General features: G+C 67.4%; 12 protein-coding genes and 1 pseudogene. 8 read left to right on the top strand and 5 right to left on the bottom strand.

The window, feature by feature from the left end; all coding sequences use genetic code 11:
- Positions 1 to 11 precede the first annotated feature (11 nt).
- Complete coding sequence (locus ACWD6R_RS08980; RefSeq protein WP_451818087.1) at positions 12 to 1,130, top strand: hypothetical protein; 1,119 nt, start codon at positions 12 to 14, stop codon at positions 1,128 to 1,130.
- Positions 1,131 to 1,152: 22 nt separating this feature from the next.
- Here the strand turns inward: ACWD6R_RS08980 and ACWD6R_RS08975 are convergent.
- From ACWD6R_RS08975 to ACWD6R_RS08955, 5 genes and pseudogenes are all read right to left on the bottom strand, one after another.
- Positions 1,153 to 1,326: pseudogene (locus ACWD6R_RS08975) on the bottom strand (glucoamylase family protein); the annotation flags it as partial.
- Between the two features lie 5 nt (positions 1,327 to 1,331).
- A complete protein-coding gene (locus ACWD6R_RS08970) occupies positions 1,332 to 2,105 on the bottom strand; it encodes a succinate dehydrogenase/fumarate reductase iron-sulfur subunit (RefSeq protein ID WP_451818086.1) in 774 nt (257 codons plus the stop codon).
- The gene (locus ACWD6R_RS08965; RefSeq protein ID WP_451818085.1) at positions 2,102 to 4,060 is read right to left on the bottom strand and encodes a fumarate reductase/succinate dehydrogenase flavoprotein subunit; all 1,959 of its coding nucleotides are present in this window, start codon (positions 4,058 to 4,060) and stop codon (positions 2,102 to 2,104) included. Before ACWD6R_RS08965 ends, ACWD6R_RS08970 begins: the two co-directional genes overlap by 4 nt.
- The gene (locus ACWD6R_RS08960; RefSeq protein ID WP_451818084.1) at positions 4,061 to 4,930 is read right to left on the bottom strand and encodes a hypothetical protein; all 870 of its coding nucleotides are present in this window, start codon (positions 4,928 to 4,930) and stop codon (positions 4,061 to 4,063) included.
- Positions 4,931 to 4,939: 9 nt separating this feature from the next.
- Positions 4,940 to 5,188: a hypothetical protein gene (locus ACWD6R_RS08955; protein ID WP_451818083.1), complete on the bottom strand. Its 249-nt coding sequence runs from the start codon at positions 5,186 to 5,188 to the stop codon at positions 4,940 to 4,942.
- 283 nt (positions 5,189 to 5,471) lie between these two features.
- Here ACWD6R_RS08955 and ACWD6R_RS08950 point away from each other — a divergent pair, with 283 nt between their 5' ends.
- The 7 genes from ACWD6R_RS08950 (at position 5,472) to ACWD6R_RS08920 (ending at position 17,194) form a co-directional block, all read left to right on the top strand.
- Complete coding sequence (locus ACWD6R_RS08950) at positions 5,472 to 7,808, top strand: ABC transporter family substrate-binding protein (protein WP_451818082.1); 2,337 nt, start codon at positions 5,472 to 5,474, stop codon at positions 7,806 to 7,808.
- 693 nt (positions 7,809 to 8,501) lie between these two features.
- Entirely contained in the window at positions 8,502 to 10,373 is a 1,872-nt protein-coding gene (typA, locus tag ACWD6R_RS08945; RefSeq protein WP_451818081.1) for a translational GTPase TypA, read from the top strand.
- A 399-nt stretch (positions 10,374 to 10,772) separates the two neighbouring features.
- A complete protein-coding gene (locus ACWD6R_RS08940) occupies positions 10,773 to 11,075 on the top strand; it encodes a hypothetical protein (protein WP_451818080.1) in 303 nt (100 codons plus the stop codon).
- Between the two features lie 1,041 nt (positions 11,076 to 12,116).
- Positions 12,117 to 13,142, top strand: a complete 1,026-nt coding sequence (locus ACWD6R_RS08935) for an ABC transporter permease (RefSeq protein WP_451818079.1) — start codon at positions 12,117 to 12,119, stop codon at positions 13,140 to 13,142.
- Between the two features lie 97 nt (positions 13,143 to 13,239).
- Positions 13,240 to 15,039 (top strand): ABC transporter substrate-binding protein, encoded by a 1,800-nt coding sequence (locus tag ACWD6R_RS08930; protein ID WP_451818078.1) that lies wholly within the window; start codon positions 13,240 to 13,242, stop codon positions 15,037 to 15,039.
- Positions 15,040 to 15,144: 105 nt separating this feature from the next.
- Entirely contained in the window at positions 15,145 to 16,122 is a 978-nt protein-coding gene (locus tag ACWD6R_RS08925) for an ABC transporter permease (RefSeq protein ID WP_451818077.1), read from the top strand.
- A 10-nt stretch (positions 16,123 to 16,132) separates the two neighbouring features.
- Positions 16,133 to 17,194, top strand: a complete 1,062-nt coding sequence (locus tag ACWD6R_RS08920) for an ABC transporter ATP-binding protein (RefSeq protein WP_451818076.1) — start codon at positions 16,133 to 16,135, stop codon at positions 17,192 to 17,194.
- The last annotated feature ends 4 nt before the right edge of the window (positions 17,195 to 17,198 follow it).

Raw genomic sequence — 17,198 nt, 5'->3', positions numbered from 1 at the left:
AGGGAGGAGTCATGGCGGTCATACTGCCACGGCACGCCGACAATCAAGGGGGTACCGGAGTGCGTACGCGTATGAGGGGCATGGCCGGTGCTCCACGGAATCGGGTGGGCCGGTTCCGCTGGAGCCGGTTCTGGGAGACCTGGCCGCGGCGGATCGCGCTCGGCCTCGTCCTGGTGATCGTGATTCCGGTGGTCACGGCCGGTGCCGCGCTGCGGATCAATTACTCCGGCGATCCCGGCGCCGGGACCCGTACCCGCGGCCGTGATGCCGTCTGGCTGGGCCACGCCTGGGTCGACGGGCGCAAGAACGACAAGGACCTCGCCGCGTTCGCCGCCCGGATCAGCGGGACCGGGATCAAGGACCTGTACGTCCATGCCGGGCCCCTGGAACACAACGGCACGCTGCCCACCACCCGCTACCCGAAGGCGCGATGGCTGCTCGATGCCGTGCACCGCACTCTGCCGGGCATCCGGGTGCAGGCCTGGCTCGGCGACGTCCTGGCCACCGAAGGTCCCGACGGGCTTCGTCTGGACCGGTCCGCGTCCCGCACCGCGGTGGTCGCCTCCGCGCGGCAGATCCTCGATGCCGGTTTCGACGGTGTCCACTTCGACCTCGAACCCCTGCACTCGGGCGACCGGCACTATCTCTTGCTTCTCGACGACCTGCACGCCCTCACACAGGCCCGCACGGCACCGCTCTCCGTCGCCGCCCACCAGATCGACCCGCTGCCCGCCGCGCACAGTGTCGTGGGCACGCTCAGCGGCAGCCCCAAGTGGTGGTCGCAGAAGTTCTTCGGGCAGGTGGCACGCCGTGTCGATCAGATCGCCGTCATGTCGTACGACAGCTGGATGCCGCTGGAGGGCATGTACGGCGGCTACGTCGCGGAGCAGACCGCGCTCGCCCTCGAAGTGACCCCCCGGGAGACCGATCTGCTGATGGGCCTGCCGTTCTTCCACGAGGACGATCTCGGGCACCACGAGTCGGCGGAGACGGCCGAGGCCGCGGTCCGCGGCACCAGACTGGGTCTGGGACGCACGGACCGCGGCCGGGAACGGTTCGGAGTCGCGCTCTATGTGGACTTCGCCGCGCGGGAGGGTGACTGGGCGGCGTACCGCGAGGGCTGGAACTGACCCCGTTGCACGCCGCCGCGGGTCAGATGGAGAACCGCTCCTTGGCGAGCAGCGGACGCACCTTCGACCGGAACACACCCGTCCGGAAGGTCCGTTGCAGCAGCCCGGGACGGATCGCCTGGGCCAGTGCCGCGGCGATCATGCCCTGGTCGAGGGCGAGCATGTAGTCACTGACCCGTCCGGTGCGGACGCCGACCGGCATCAGGGAGCCTCCCGCCGACGGATCCTGTTCCCCAGCCACACCAGCGGGTCGTACTTGCGGTCCACCGCCCGCTCCTTCAGCGGGATCAGCGCATTGTCCGTGATCTTGATGTGCTCGGGGCACACCTCCGTACAGCATTTCGTGATGTTGCAGTAGCCCAGCCCGTGCTCCTCCTGCGCCGTCGCCTTCCGGTCGAGTCCCGACTCGGCGGCGGCGTCCAGGGGGTGCATGTCCAGCTCGGCGACCCGCATCAGGAAGCGCGGTCCGGCGAACGCCGCCTTGTTCTCCTCGTGGTCGCGGACCACATGGCAGGTGTCCTGGCAGAGAAAGCACTCGATGCACTTGCGGAACTCCTGCGAACGCTCCACATCGACCTGCTGCATCCGGTAGTCGCCCGCCTTCACCCCTTCCGGCGGTACGAAGGCGGGCACTTCCCGTGCCTTGGTGTAGTTGAAGGTCACGTCCGTCACCAGATCGCGGATCACCGGGAAGGCCCGCAGCGGAGTGACGGTGATCGTCTCGTCCCGGTCGAACACCGACATGCGGGTCATGCACATCAGCCGCGGCCGTCCGTTGATCTCCGCGCTGCACGAACCGCACTTGCCGGCCTTGCAGTTCCAGCGCACCGCCAGATCGCCCGCCTGGCCGGACTGGATCCGGTGGATGATGTCGAGGACGACCTCGCCGTCGTTCACCGCGACCGAGAAGTCCTGCAGGTCACCGCCGTCGGTGTCGCCGCGCCAGACCCTGAACCGGGCTTCGTAGCTGCTCACTCGTACAGCTCCTCTTCGGCGAGGTACTTGACCAGCTCCTCCTTCTCGAAGAGGGAGAGCAGGTCCGGTCGGATGGGGTCGGTCGTCTTCCGTACGAGTTCGATCCGGCCGCCCAGCGCCAAGGCACCGTCCTCGGACAGCCGGCAGAGCAGATTGACCGGCCGCCAGGAGCGCTCCATCGTCGGACAGTCCTCGCGGGTGTGACCGCCGCGGCTCTCCGTGCGTTCCAGCGCGGCCCGGGCGATGCACTCGCTGACCAGCAGCATGTTCCGCAGGTCCAGGGCGAGGTGCCAGCCCGGGTTGAACTGGCGGTGGCCCTCGACCCCGGCGCGGCGCGCCCGTATTCGCAGCTCGGCGAGGTTCTCCAGCGCCTGTTCCATCTCGGGTGCCCGCCGGATGATGCCGACCAGGTCGTTCATCGTCTGCTGGAGTTCCTGGTGGAGGGTGTACGGATTCTCCGCCGGCCCCCCGGCGGCGTCAGGGTCCCCGGCGCTGAACGGACGCAGAGCCTCCGCCGCCGCCGCGTCGATCTGCTCCTCGTCCACCACCGGCGGGTCGCCGATCGCGCTCGCGTACTCGGCGGCGTGCAGCCCGGCGCGTCGGCCGAAGACCAGTAGGTCGGAGAGGGAGTTCCCGCCGAGCCGGTTGGAGCCGTGCATGCCGCCCGCGACCTCGCCCGCCGCGAACAGACCGGGCACGGCGACGGTTGCCGCGGTGTCCGAGTCGACGGCGATTCCGCCCATCACGTAGTGGCAGGTCGGGCCGACCTCCATCGCCTCCGCCGTGATGTCGACATCCGCCAGTTCCTTGAACTGGTGGTACATCGAGGGCAGCCGCCGCCTGATCGCCTCGGCCGGCATCCGGGTGGACACGTCCAGGAAGACGCCGCCGTGCGGTGAGCCGCGGCCCGCCTTCACCTCGGAGTTGATGGCGCGGGCGACCTCGTCGCGCGGCAGCAGCTCGGGCGGGCGGCGGTTGTGGTCCGGGTCCTCGTACCAGCGGTCGCCCTCCTCCTCCGACTGCGCGTACTTCTCCTTGAACACATCGGGGATGTAGTCGAACATGAACCGCTTGCCCTCGGAGTTGCGCAGCACCCCGCCGTCGCCGCGCACCGACTCGGTGACGAGGATCCCCTTCACGGACGGGGGCCAGACCATGCCGGTCGGATGGAACTGTACGAACTCCATGTTCAGCAGGGGTGCGCCCGCCAGCAGTGCGAGGGCGTGGCCGTCGCCGGTGTACTCCCAGGAGTTCGACGTGACCTTGAAGGACTTGCCGATGCCGCCGGTGGCGAGGACGACCGCGGGCGCTTCCAGGACGAAGAAGCGGCCGGACTCGCGCTCGTAGCAGAAGGCCCCGCTGACCCTCCCCCCCGAGCCTTCGGCCGGGGGGACCCCCCTCTCGCTTCGCTCGCCGTCCTTGAGCACCCGCGTGACGGTGCACTCCTGGAAGACCTTCAGCCGAGCCTCGTAGTCGCCGTGCTCGCGGTGGTCCTCCTGTTGCAGCGAGACGATCTTCTGCTGGAGGGTGCGGATCAGTTCGAGGCCGGTACGGTCCCCGACGTGGGCGAGCCGCGGGTACTCATGGCCCCCGAAGTTGCGCTGGGAGATCCTCCCGTCCGGCGTACGGTCGAAGAGCGCCCCCCAGGTCTCCAGCTCCCAGACCCGGTCCGGCGCCTCCTTTGCGTGCAGCTCCGCCATCCGCCACTGGTTGAGGAACTTCCCGCCGCGCATGGTGTCGCGGAAGTGCACCTGCCAGTTGTCCCCGGAGTTCACATTGCCCATGGAGGCGGCAATTCCGCCCTCCGCCATGACCGTGTGTGCCTTGCCGAAGAGCGATTTGCAGATGACCGCGGTACGGGCCCCGCGCTCCCGCGCCTCGATGGCGGCGCGCAGCCCGGCGCCTCCGGCACCGACCACGACGACGTCCCACTGCTGCCGTTCGAGCTCAGTCATTCAGAAAAACCTCGGATCGTCGAAGGCGCCGGAGGCGACGAGATACACGTAGAAGTCGGCGAGTGCCACGCTGATCAGGGAGGCCCAGGCGAGGAGCATGTGCCGGGCGTTCAGCCGGCCCACCCAGCCCCACAGCCGGTAGCGCACGGGGTGCTTGGAGAAGTGCCGCAGCCTGCCGCCGATGATGTGCCGGCAGGAGTGGCAGGACAGGGTGTACGCCCAGATCAGCGTGATGTTGATCAGGAAGATCAGGGAGCCGAGGCCCATGTGGCCCCAGGCGTAGTGCTCGTCGCGGAAGGAGAGCACGGTGTCGTACGTGAGGATCCCGGCGACCGGCATCGCGGCGTAGAAGAAGTACCGGTGGATGTTCTGCATGATCAGCGGGAAGCGGGTCTCGCCGGTGTACGTCGTGTGCGGCTCGGCGACCGCGCAGGCCGGGGGCGATGCCCAGAAGCCCCGGTAGTAGGCCTTGCGGTAGTAGTAGCAGGTCAGCCGGAAGCCGAGCGGGAAGATCAGGATCAGCAGGGCGGGGGAGAGGCCCCACCAGCTGCCGAAGATTTCCCAGTTGGGGCCGTGCCGCATGGGGGCGCAGTTCTCCGCCAGACAGGGCGAGTAGAACGGCGACACATAGGGGGCGGCGTAGTAGTCGGCGTTCGAGAAGGCCCGCCAGGTCGAGTAGACGATGAAGGCGAGGAGCCCGCCCGCGGTGACCGCGGGCGCCAGCCACCAGCGGTCGGTTCGCAGATGGCGGGCGGCGATGGCGGCCCGCGACGCGTCGTGCACGCCGGACGGCCGGGTGGTACGTGCGCCGTGCCGCGCGGGGGCCTTGCGTCGAGATGGTTCCGTACCTGGTTCTGTGCCGGTGGCCAAGGAACTCTCCTAGGGTGCGTGCCTGCCGCGGACGCCCAGACCCTCGTCGTCCGAGTCCGTCCACAGGGTGGCGTCGTACGGCGCCTCGGTGATCGTGATGACGCCGTCGACGGGGTCGGTGCCGGCGGCGGGTCCGGGTGGCTGCGGACCGGTGTCGGCCGCGCGCAGCTGCGCAAGGCTCCGCTCCAGACGTCCGACGGTGCGGACCAGGTCGTCGAGGCAGTGCTGAACAGCAGTCAACTCGTCCTGCAGTGACATGACTTGCTCTCACCTCCGCGGTAGCGGGTGGCATGCTCATGCGCATGCGAGTGTCGCGCGTCACATCCCTTTTGGGAAGGGAGCGGGCCGCCCCGTCTTTGCCCGGCGCTCCGCCGCACAGGTGAGGTTCGCGGGCCGTGCGCCGTGTCTGCGCGGTCTCGCGCGCGTGGGCACCTTCATTGGATGAGCGGAACCAGTGTGATCAACAGCCAATGCCACCAAATACGCATCATCTGGTCCATCCGAGTACGGGTGGGCCGGGCCGGCCCCGGAGGTATCAGCCATGTCCCACGTCGGCGTCCCGCGCGGGATGGTCCGAAAGCGCCGCCCGCTCGCGCTCCTTGTCGCAGGTGTGCTCACGATTCCCGCGCTCGCCGGGTGCGGCAGCTCGGACGATGAGGCCACCGCCGCCATCGCCGTTCCGCAGGACGTAGCCCCCGCGGGCCGGGGCCAGGTCGCCGAGGGAGGCACGGTCAACTGGGCGATCGACGCGATGCCCGCGACCTTCAACGCCTTCCAGGCGGACGCCGACGCCACCACCACACGCATCACCGGGGCACTGCTGCCGACGCTCTTCCCGCTCGACGCCAAGGGCACCCCGCAGATGAACCGGGACTATCTGAAATCCGCAAAGGTTGTCGAGCGCGAGCCCAAGCAGGTCGTGCTCTACCGGCTCAACCAGCAGGCGGTCTGGAGCGACGGCCGGGAGATCGGAGCCCCCGACTTCGTCGCCCAGTGGCGGGCGCTGAGCGGCAAGGACTCGGCGTTCTGGACCGCTCGCAACGCCGGCTACGAGCGGATCGAACGGATCGAACGCGGCGCCAACGACCTGGAGGTCCGGGTCACCTTCGCCAAGCCGTACGCGGACTGGCGCTCCCTCTTCTCCCCGCTGTACCCCAAGGAGATGACCGGCTCCCCGGGCACCTTCAACGACGGAGCGCGGACCACGCTCAAGGCCACCGCAGGACCCTTTCGGCTGAGCAGCGTGGACCAGGGGAAGGGCGCCATCACCCTGGTCCGCGACCCGCGCTGGTGGGGCGGTCAGGCGAAGCTCGACTCGATCGTCTTCCGTGCGGTCAAGCCGCGGGACCGTACTGCGGCGCTGGTCGAGGGCAAGGTCGACGTCGCCGATGTCGACGCGGCGGCGGCGCACCGGATCGTGGCGGCGGGACGGGACAAGGGAGGCAACGGGCAACCGCTCACCCACGGCCCCGGCTGGGAGACCGGCCCGGCCGCGGCGATGCGCTCCTGGGCCGTGGCGCACGGCTCGGACGAGAACGCGGCGGCGGTCGCCCGGGCGGCCAGGGAGAAGACCAGGGCAGCCGCCGAGGTGTACGCCTCCGAGCAGGACGGGCTGCGCGCCTACGTTCTCCGCAAGTCGCTGGAGCCCGCCTACACCCAGCTCGCGCTGAACGGCGAGTCCGGGCCACTGGCCGACAACCGGGTGCGCCGCGCGGTCGCACGGGCCCTGAACCGCCAGGAGCTCGCCGACGCCGTACTGAGTCCGCTCGGCCTGCCCGCTGCCCCGCTCGGCAGCCACCTGGCAGTGGCCGGACAGCGCGGCTACCACGACAGCAGTGGGGCGCTCGGCGACCAGGACACCGGGGCGGCGCAGGCGCTGCTGGCGGACGCCGGCTGGACCCGGGACGGCGCGGCGAAGAAGCCCGGAGGCACGAAGGCGGGCAGCGAGGGCGAGAAGACGAAGGGCAAGGCAGCTGAGGAGAAGGCGGACAAGGCCACGAAGGAAGAGAAGGCCGCGAAGACCGACGGCGACAACAAGCCGGGTGACGGCGAAGGATTCAGCCGCGTCCTCGCCCCCGCTCCGGCCGCCGCCGTCCAGAGCGCCGCACTGCTGCGCCAGGCCGGAACCTTCTCGGACGCGTACGCCGACGCCCGCACCGTCGCCGGCACCGATACCAGCCCTGTCGAGGGCGCCCGGGGGAAGGTCACCGCCCAGGAGCGCGGGCCGGGCGGCGCCGTCGGCGCCTACGCCCCCGCGGGGACTGCGGCTCCGGCGGCCCCGGCCAAGGCCGCCGACTCCGTCCGCGGCCCCCTCGGCAAGGACGGTAAGTCGCTGACCTTGCGTTTCGTCCTGCCGTCCGGACCCGGCTCGGAGTCGCTGCGGACCGTGGGGGACAAGATTTCGGCCATGCTCGATTCGGTCGGCATCCACACCGAGATCATCAAGGTCTCGGACGCCAGCTACTTCAAGGACCATGTCGCCTCCGGCGACTACGACCTGGCGCTGTACTCCTGGCCCGCCACCGCCTACCCGGCCACCGACGACCGACCGATCTTCGCCAAGCCGGTCCCTGCCACCGACGGTTCGCTGCTCGTCGAGCAGAACTACACCCGCGTCGGTACGGACCACATCGACCAGCTCTTCGACCAGGCGGTCTCCGAACTCGACGAGGGGGCTGCCCAGGACCTGATGAAGCAGGCGGACGCCCGGATCTGGGCGGCTGCAGGATCGATTCCGCTGTATCAGCGCCCACAGCTCGTGGCCACCGACAAGAAGCTTGCGAATGTCGGCGCCTTCGGCTTCGGAGCCCCGCACTACCAGGACATCGGTTTCAAGAAGCCGCAAGCGGCAGGACCCCCCGCGAATCGTAAGAAGTAGCAGGTCAGGACCGCAGCGGAAGCTCAGAAGTGGCTCAATTCCCTTGCCCGCCGAGGCGCTCGGCGGGCAAGGTCGTGGCTACCTGTTGACCCGGGCAATCAATGTGCGGACACCCCCCACACTGCGCATCCCCTCCCCCTCCGAAGTCGCTCAACTGCCGCGTCGAGCCGCCCCCGGCCGGGAGCGTGTCCATGACCGCCGGTGAAATTCACCGGAAGACACGACCACGGGGGCAGAAACACGAAGCGCGAGGGCGATGAGCTGCCACCGCATCGAAGGGCGGGGAGACGCCTCCGGTCCGGAAGGCGGCGGACAGGGGCCCCGGCCGCGCGGCCGGACGGCCGGTATGTGGCGTACAGCACCTCCGGCTGGTCGAGGCCGATTTTCGCTCCTCCGCAGCGGGGGAGCGAGGGGCGAGCAGACCGTCGGACATATGGCGAACTGAAGTGTTTCGGGTACCTGAGCAGTCGGCTGTGACGAGGCGTTCGGCGAGAAGGGCCGGGCCGCGGCCCGCGCAGCCGGCGGCGTCGGTCGCCGTCTGTGAGCGGCTGGTAACCCTTGCCCAGGAAGCCGCCACGGCGCCAGCCCCGTACCATGGGGGGTAGCCGTGGCGCGTCCGCCCGGCGGGCGTACCAGGACTTGAGACCGACTAAGACGCCTGATCCCACGATCCGAGAGAAGCGCAAGCCACCCATGCCCACGCGCCACGACATCCGTAACGTAGCCATCGTCGCCCACGTCGACCACGGCAAGACCACGCTGGTCGACGCCATGCTCAAGCAGGCGGGCGCCTTCGCCGCGCACGCCGCCGAGCACCTCGACGACCGCATGATGGACTCGAACGACCTGGAGCGTGAGAAGGGCATCACGATCCTGGCCAAGAACACGGCCGTCAAGTACCACCCGAAGGATGGCGGCGACGTCATCACCATCAACATCATCGACACCCCCGGCCACGCCGACTTCGGTGGCGAGGTCGAGCGCGGCCTGTCGATGGTGGACGCGGTCGTCCTGCTGGTCGACGCGTCGGAGGGCCCGCTCCCGCAGACCCGCTTCGTGCTCCGCAAGGCGCTGACGGCTAGGCTGCCGGTCATCCTCTGCATCAACAAGACGGACCGTCCGGACTCCCGGATCGCCGAGGTCATCGACGAGACGTACGACCTCTTCCTGGACCTGGACGCCGACGAGGACCAGATCGAGTTCCCGATCGTCTACGCCTGTGCCCGTGACGGCGTCGCCTCGCTGACCAAGCCGGAGGACGGTACCGTCCCGCCGGACAGCGACAGCCTGGAGCCGTTCTTCAGCACGATCCTCTCCGCGGTCCCGGCCCCGGAGTACGACGACGACGCGCCCCTCCAGGCCCACGTCACCAACCTGGACGCCGACAACTTCCTCGGCCGTATCGCGCTGTGCCGTGTCGAGCAGGGCGAGCTGCGCAAGGGCCAGACCGTCGCGTGGATCAAGCGCGACGGCTCGATGTCCAACGTCCGCATCACCGAGCTCATGATGACCGAGGCGCTCACCCGCAAGCCGGCCGAGAAGGCCGGTCCGGGCGACATCTGCGCGATCGCCGGTATCCCGGACATCATGATCGGCGAGACCTTGGCCGACCCCGAGAACCCGATCGCGCTGCCGCTGATCACGGTCGACGAGCCGGCCATCTCGATGACCATCGGTGCGAACACCTCGCCGCTGGTCGGCAAGGGCGGCAAGGGCCACAAGGTCACTGCCCGGCAGATCAAGGACCGTCTGGACCGGGAGCTGGTCGGTAACGTCTCGCTCCGTGTCCTGGAGACCGAGCGCCCCGACGCCTGGGAGGTCCAGGGCCGTGGTGAGCTCGCCCTGGCCATTCTCATCGAGACCATGCGCCGCGAGGGCTTCGAGCTCACCGTCGGCAAGCCGCAGGTGGTCACCAAGCAGGTCGACGGCAAGACGCACGAGCCGATCGAGCGCATGACGATCGACTCGCCGGAGGAGCACCTCGGTGCGATCACGCAGCTCATGGCGACCCGTAAGGGCCGCATGGAGACGATGACGAACCACGGTTCGGGCTGGGTCCGCATGGAGTGGATCGTCCCGTCCCGCGGCCTCATCGGCTTCCGTACGGAGTTCCTGACCCAGACCCGCGGCACGGGCATCGCGCACTCCCTCTTCGAGGGCCACGAGCCGTGGTTCGGCGAGCTGCGCACGCGTCACAACGGCTCGCTGGTGGCGGACCGTGCGGGCGTCGTGACGCCGTTCGCCATGGTCAACCTCCAGGAGCGCGGTGTCATCTTCACGGAGGCCACCACCGAGGTCTACGAGGGCATGATCATCGGCGAGAACTCGCGCGCCGACGACATGGACGTGAACATCACCAAGGAGAAGAAGCTCACCAACATGCGTGCGGCTTCCGCGGACACCACGGAGAACGTGGTGCCCGCCCGCAAGCTGTCGCTCGAGCAGTCGCTGGAGTTCTGCCGCGACGACGAGTGCATCGAGGTGACCCCGGAGACGGTCCGTATCCGTAAGGTCGTCCTGGACCAGAAGGAGCGCGGCCGCACCGCGTCGCGCGCCAAGCGCTGACCCTCGGGCCCGACGGTCCGGCTGCGGTCGGTCCGACGCGAGACAAATACCCGGCTCCCCAGCTGATTGGGGGCCGGGTATTTTTGCGTCCAGCGGTGTCGGACGACACATGAAGGTGTGCATATGCGAAGATCAAGTGGACGCCTCGATTCCAGTTACCCTTCGTGATGAGGTGAATGCCTCAACCTCAGAACTCCTCAACTGGCTGGAAACGCACCACTGATGCGGCCAATATCTACTCCAGTCGCATTGACCGGTGCGGCGAAGGAATGAGTCGCGGACGTAGTTCGTTCGCGGAAGCAAGGGGGAACGGTATGCGGAAATTCGTGGCAGTGGCAGTGGCCGGCGCGGCGATGTCGGCCGTGCCGGCGGCGCCCGTGCTGGCGGCGCCCTCGGGCAATGCCGATGTGCAGCCCCGGGCGTACGAAGCTCACCTGGACCAGCAAGGCGAAGCCGTGGGTGGTCACGCACCGGAAGGTGCTGGAGAACTCCACGGGCGGTACCGCGAAGAAGACGTTCGGCGCGGAGAAAGTGCGCGAAATCACGGCTGCGGTGACGGCGACGGTAGGTTCGAAGGTGAGCGGGAAGATCGTTCTCGCGAGCCTGGAGGCGTCCGTCGGCCTTGAGCTCAAGGCGGAGGGCGAGGCGACCAGGAAGACTTCGGAGTCGATCACTCACCAGGTGAGCAAGAACGGCACCTAGGTATTCTTCGCCGGCGCCAGGAAGGCCGGCGGCTACTGCACGCAGTGGCGGTGCGACGGCGCCACGAAGTGGGTCAAGACCGGCCATTACGGCAAGGCCCAGAGCTGGACGACGTCGGTCGAGGGCGGACTGCGCTGTGGCGCCAAGCCGCCCAAGGGCTCCCTGGCCGAGGTGGTGAGGAAGACGTACTGCTGAGTTGAAGTGATGAAGACGACGGTCTGCTGCTGATCTGTTCGGCGGATCCGGACGTCGTGTGTTCGGCAGGTGCCCCGGGCGCCCGGATATTTCCGGAGGGTCGGGGCACCGGTCTGTTCCGGGCGGCAGAGTCGTGGGAGGGTCCATCGGGGCTGGACGCAACCCGTTTTCCCGTGGAGATGTCCGAGTATCGGGCGTCGCTCTCCGGAACACGTGTTAACAGTCCGTTTCGGGTGCGTCTGTCTGGGATGAGTTTGTCCGGATTTCGGGCGCTCGGGGGGTATCGATGTTGTCAAACCGAGACACTTTAAGTGTGGTTTACGGCCTGGTCGTACTTAATAGTTGGCTCATTGAGCTCGGGTCAATGGGTCAAGCGCTGTGGGGAGTGCCGACTCACGAGCACACGAGGTACTGCTCTTCCGTCGTCAGGGGTGTCGGCGGATGATCCGGTACCAATACTGTTTACGTGGACTCACGAGGAGGAACCCATGCGCGGTGCCCTGAGCGCCAGTGGGGGCGCATCGTCCTGGACGGCGCGTCAGACCGGTTTCGTTCATAGCGGCTCACCCGGTCCTGTCGTCGGCATCGGCTGACGACTTCTCAGCCCGTCCTACCGCTCAACTCGCGTTCCCGGGAGTGAAACCCACTCCTGTCGACGCTCCCTTTCCGCCGCACCGCCCTGGGGTGATCTCCGTCAGGCGTCGGCCCTGCCGCCGTACCCGTGTACCGGGTGTCGGTAGGCAGCCGGGGACCGTCACGCAGCAGGTCCGACGCGGTGAGTGCATCTGACTCAACCGTCGCAACCTGCCGGGGCGCCGGTACCCGACATCTGTGAATGGACACATCATGACCAGTCCAATCGAGGCCGAGGACGCCACGGCCTCTGTCGCCTTGGACGAACAGACCACAGCAGCGGACGCGAAGGCGCCCGTCGGCCGCTCTCCGGGGCAACTGATGTGGATGCGCTTCAAGCGCGACCGCACCGGCATGATCTCCGCCGTTGTGGTGCTCTTCTACTTCGCCATCGCCGCCCTCGCGCCGGTTGTCTCGGCTCTTTACGGCAAGAACCCGTACACGCTCTACGCGCAGGAGGCGGACTACCCGTCCCTCCTCGACGACTTCGCCATGCCCACGGGCAGCTTCGGCGGCATGTCCGGTGACTTCTGGTTCGGCGTCGAGCCCAACCTGGGCCGAGATGTGTTCACCATGCTGCTGTACGGCATGCGCACGTCCCTCTACATGGCGCTCATCCTCACGCTCTTCAGCGTGCTCACGGGTGTGATCATCGGTATGGTGGGCGGCTACTTCGGTGGCAAGGTCGACTACTGGCTGGGCCGGACGACCGACTTCTTCCTGGCTTTCCCGAGCCAGCTGTTCTTCATCGCCTTCATGCCCGTCGTGACCGCGCTGTTCGTCTCTCCGGCGGATGAGACCCCCACCTACCTGCGCGCCGTCGCGATCCTGCTGGTGATGTGGTTCCTCGGCTGGATGGGTATGGCCCGTCTGGTGCGAAGCTCCGTACTCACCCTGCGGGAGCGGGAGTTCGTCGAGGCGGCCAAGGTCTCGGGTGCCTCGCGGTGGCGGATCGTGCGCAAGGAGATCCTGCCGAACATCGTCACGCCGATCCTTGTGCAGGGCACCTACACGCTGCCCAGCTCCATCCTGGGCATCGCGTTCCTCTCGTATGTCGGTGTCGGCTTCGTCGAACCCACCCCTGACTGGGGGCGGATGTTCGCCATCGGCTCCGGGATCTACGAGCAGGACCCGACGTTCATGATTTTCCCGGGCGTCGCCATGGTGGTTTTCGTTCTTGTGTTCAACCTCCTTGGTGACTCGGTCCGGGACGCGTTTGACCCCAAGACCGGACGGTGACGTCCATGGGTGGGGTAACTGCCGCCCTCGCGCCGGGCAACCGGACGGTAAGGCAGCTTTTCTCGATAACAACCGACAGGTAGGTGTAACGAGCATCATGAAGCCCCTTCACTCGCGCTCCGCTCGCGCCATAGTCGTCGCGCTCGCGGCCGGCTCTCTGGCGCTCACCGGCTGCTCCAAGGACAGCGGCAAGGACAGCGGCAAGGACGAGTCCAAGAAGCAGAAGGACGCCGCGTCGCAGTCCAAGCCTGTCGCCTACGCCGACGCGGCTGCCTCCAACGGCCCTGCGGCAGAGGTCCCGGGCGCCAAGCCCGGCGGCACCATCAGCGTCTACACGCAGTCCGACCTCTCCCACATGGACCCGGGTCAGATCTACGTCAGTGACGCCGGCCAGTTCGCCAACCTGCTTCACCGCAAGCTGACGAACTACCAGGAGGACGACAAGGGCAACCTGACCGTCGTCGGCGACATCGCCACCGACGCCGGTAAGGCCACCGACGGCGGCAAGACCTGGACGTACACGCTCAAGGATGGCATCAAGGACGAGGACGGCGACGTCATCACGTCCGCCGACGTCCGTCACACCATCGAGCGTCAGTACTCGAAGGTCATCTTCGACGGCCCGTCGTTCGTCCAGTCCTGGCTCTCCGGCTCCGACTACCGCAAGGCGCTGCCGGACGGCCCGTACAAGGGCAAGCACCTTCCGGACTCCGTCCTTTCGACCCCGGACGCGAAGACGGTCGTCTTCCACTTCGACAAGGCCCGCCCGGACCTTCCGCAGGCGCTGGCCATGGCCGGATACGGCATCGTGCCGAAGAAGGCGGACACGAAGGAGAAGTACGACAAGGCCCCGAAGTCTCTCGGCCCGTACAAGATCGCTGAGTACAAGGCCGGCAAGTCCCTCAAGCTGGTCAAGAACACCAACTGGGACCCGAAGACGGACGCGGTGCGTCACCAGTACGTCAACGGTTACACCTTCACCACGACGATCGACGGTCCGAGCCAGACCAAGCGTCTGATTGCCGACCAGGGTGACGCCAAGAACGCCATCCAGTTCACGGACTCGGTGGACCCGGCGCAGATGCAGGACGTCATCGGCACCCCGGCCGTCAACAAGCGCACGATCAAGGGCTACCAGCCCTACGTGTGGCAGCTGACGTTCAACCTGGACCGCGTCAAGGACAAGAAGATCCGTGACGCGATCACCTACGCCATCCCGAACCAGTCGATGATCCAGGCTGACGGTGGCAAGTACGGTGGCGAGCTGGCCGGTGGTCTGTTCGCGCCGACCCTGCCGGGCTTCGACCCGACGTACGACCCGTTCGGCAAGCTGAAGAAGCCCAACGGTGACCCGGAGAAGGCCAAGAAGCTGCTGGAGGAGGCGGGCTTCAAGAAGGGCACCAAGCTCACCTACGCCTACTCCAACACGCCGCGTGGCCAGAAGCAGATGCTCCTGATCAAGGACGCGCTGAACAAGATCGGCTTCGACATCCAGGCGAAGGAGATCGAGCGCGCCAGCTTCTACGAGCAGGTCGGCAAGCTGAAGAACCCGTACGACATCTACATGACGGGTTGGGGCCAGGACTGGTCCTCCCCGTCCACGGTCGTCACCCCGGTCTACGACGGCACGCTGGTCTCCGACGGTGGGTCGAACTACTCCCACATCAACGATGAGAAGGTCAACTCCCTCATCCAGGAGGCCCTGGTCCTGCAGCCCGAGGCCGCGGCCAAGAAGTGGGAAGAGGCTCACCACCGCATCGTCGAGGAGATCAACCCGGCTGCTCCGGTCTACTACTCGAAGCAGATCCAGCTCTTCGGCTCCAACATCGGTGGCGCCCGGTACAGCACGAACTCGAGCTACATCGACATCAACCGTCTGTACCTGATGCAGCCGTAACACCGAATCACGGCTGATCCGTGGGGGTGTGCGCCAGGCGGAGCGCACCCCCACGGACCCTCATCCTCACTACCCCGCCGCTTCCGAAGAGAGCAGCCTCCCGCGATGCTTCAGTTCCTCATCCGCAGGTTGACCGGCGCCGTCGTCATCATGTTCCTGATCGGCGCGTTCACGTTCTTCCTGTTCTACACAATCCCTCAGGACTTCGCCGAGCTCTCCTGCGGCAAGAACTGCTCGCCGGAGAACATCGCGGTCATCCGCGAGAACCTCGGCCTCGACAAGCCGATCACCACCCAGTTCTGGGACTTCATGGTCGGCATAGTCTCCGGCCGGGACTTCGCCGTCGGCCACTGCTCCGCACCGTGCCTCGGCGTGTCCTTCAACTCGGGCGACTTCGTCTGGGACTCGATCATGGACCGCTTCCCGCTGACGCTGTCGCTGACCATCGGCGGTCTTGTCATCTTCCTCGTGCTGGGACTGGCCTCGGGCCTGCTCGCCGCGTGGAAGCGCGGCACCATGGCCGACAAGGTCGTCAGCGGCACCTCGATGGTGCTCAGCTCGTTCCAGATCTACTTCCTTGGGCCGATCGTTCTTGGCATCTTCGTCTACAGCACAGGCTGGATGGACAACCCCAAGTACGTTCCGTTCATGGACGATCCGATCGGCTGGGCCGTCGGACTCCTGATTCCCTGGGCCGTCATGGCGACGATCTTCACCGCTCAGTACACGCGTATGGCTCGCTCCACCATGATCGAGCAGCTCCAGGAAGAGCATGTCCGTACCGCGCGTGCCAAGGGCATGCCGGCTCGGTACGTCTTCTTCCGTTACGCCTGGCGTGGCTCGCTGGCTCCCATCGTCACCATCCTCGGCATGGACCTCTCCGCCCTCCTCGCGGGCGCCGTGGTCACCGAGTTCACCTTCGACCTGGCCGGCATCGGGCGCCTCGCGGTGGAGTCCTCCCTGACCAAGGACCTGCCGCTGACCATGGGCGTGATGCTGTTCGGAGCCTTCTTCATCCTGCTCCTGAACATCGTCGTGGACCTCGCCTACGCCTACATCGACCCGCGCGTGCGCCTCGCCTAGGAGAACGACCGTGACCACACTGACCAAGACCGAAGACACACCGGCCCCGACCGGGCCGGAGGGCTTCCTCTCGGTACGCGACCTGCGGGTGCGGTTCTCCACCGAGGACGGCATCGTCAACGCGGTCGACGGGCTCTCCTTCGACGTCGAGCGCGGCAAGACGCTGGGTATCGTGGGTGAATCGGGCTCCGGGAAGTCCGTGACCAACCTGGCCATCCTCGGGCTGCACAACCCGCAGAGCTCGAACGTCCAGGGAGAGATCGTCCTGGACGGCCAGGACCTGACCGCCGCCACGGAGAAGGAAATGGAGAAGGTCCGCGGCAACAAGGCCGCGATGATCTTCCAGGATCCGCTGACCGCGCTCTCGCCGTACTACACGGTGGGACGACAGCTCTCCGAGCCGTTCCGCAAGCACACCGGCGCCTCCAAGAAGGAGGCGAAGGCCCGGGCCATCGAGATGCTGACGAAGGTCGGCATCCCGCAGCCCACGATGCGCTTCGACGACTACCCCCACCAGTTCTCGGGCGGTATGCGGCAGCGCGCGATGATCGCCATGGCGCTGATGTGCGACCCCGACCTGCTGATCGCCGACGAGCCGACCACCGCGCTCGACGTGACCGTGCAGGCCCAGATCCTGGACCTCCTCAAGGACCTCCAGCAGGAGTTCGGGTCGGCGATCATCTTCATCACCCACGACCTCGGCGTCATTGCCAACATGGCGGACGACCTGCTGGTGATGTACGCCGGGCGGGCAGTGGAGCGCGGCAGCGTCCGTGAGGTCCTGCGTGCCCCCGAGCACCCCTACACCTGGGGTCTGCTCAGCTCGATGCCGCGTCTGAGCAGCGACATCAACGAGGCGCTGGCGCCGATCCCCGGATCTCCGCCCAGCCTGCTCAACCCGCCTTCCGGCTGTGCCTTCCACCCGCGTTGCGCCTTCACCGACAAGGTGGACGGCGGGCGGTGCAGCGGCGAGAGGCCGCTGCTGGCCGACGGACGGGCCGCGGCCTGCCACCTCACAGGGGAGCAGAGAAACACCATCTTCATCGATCACATCAAGCCCCGGCTGGGCTAGGGAG

The organism is Streptomyces sp. NPDC005151, assembly GCF_053599875.1.
This window is presented reverse-complemented; position numbering and strand designations above follow the sequence as displayed.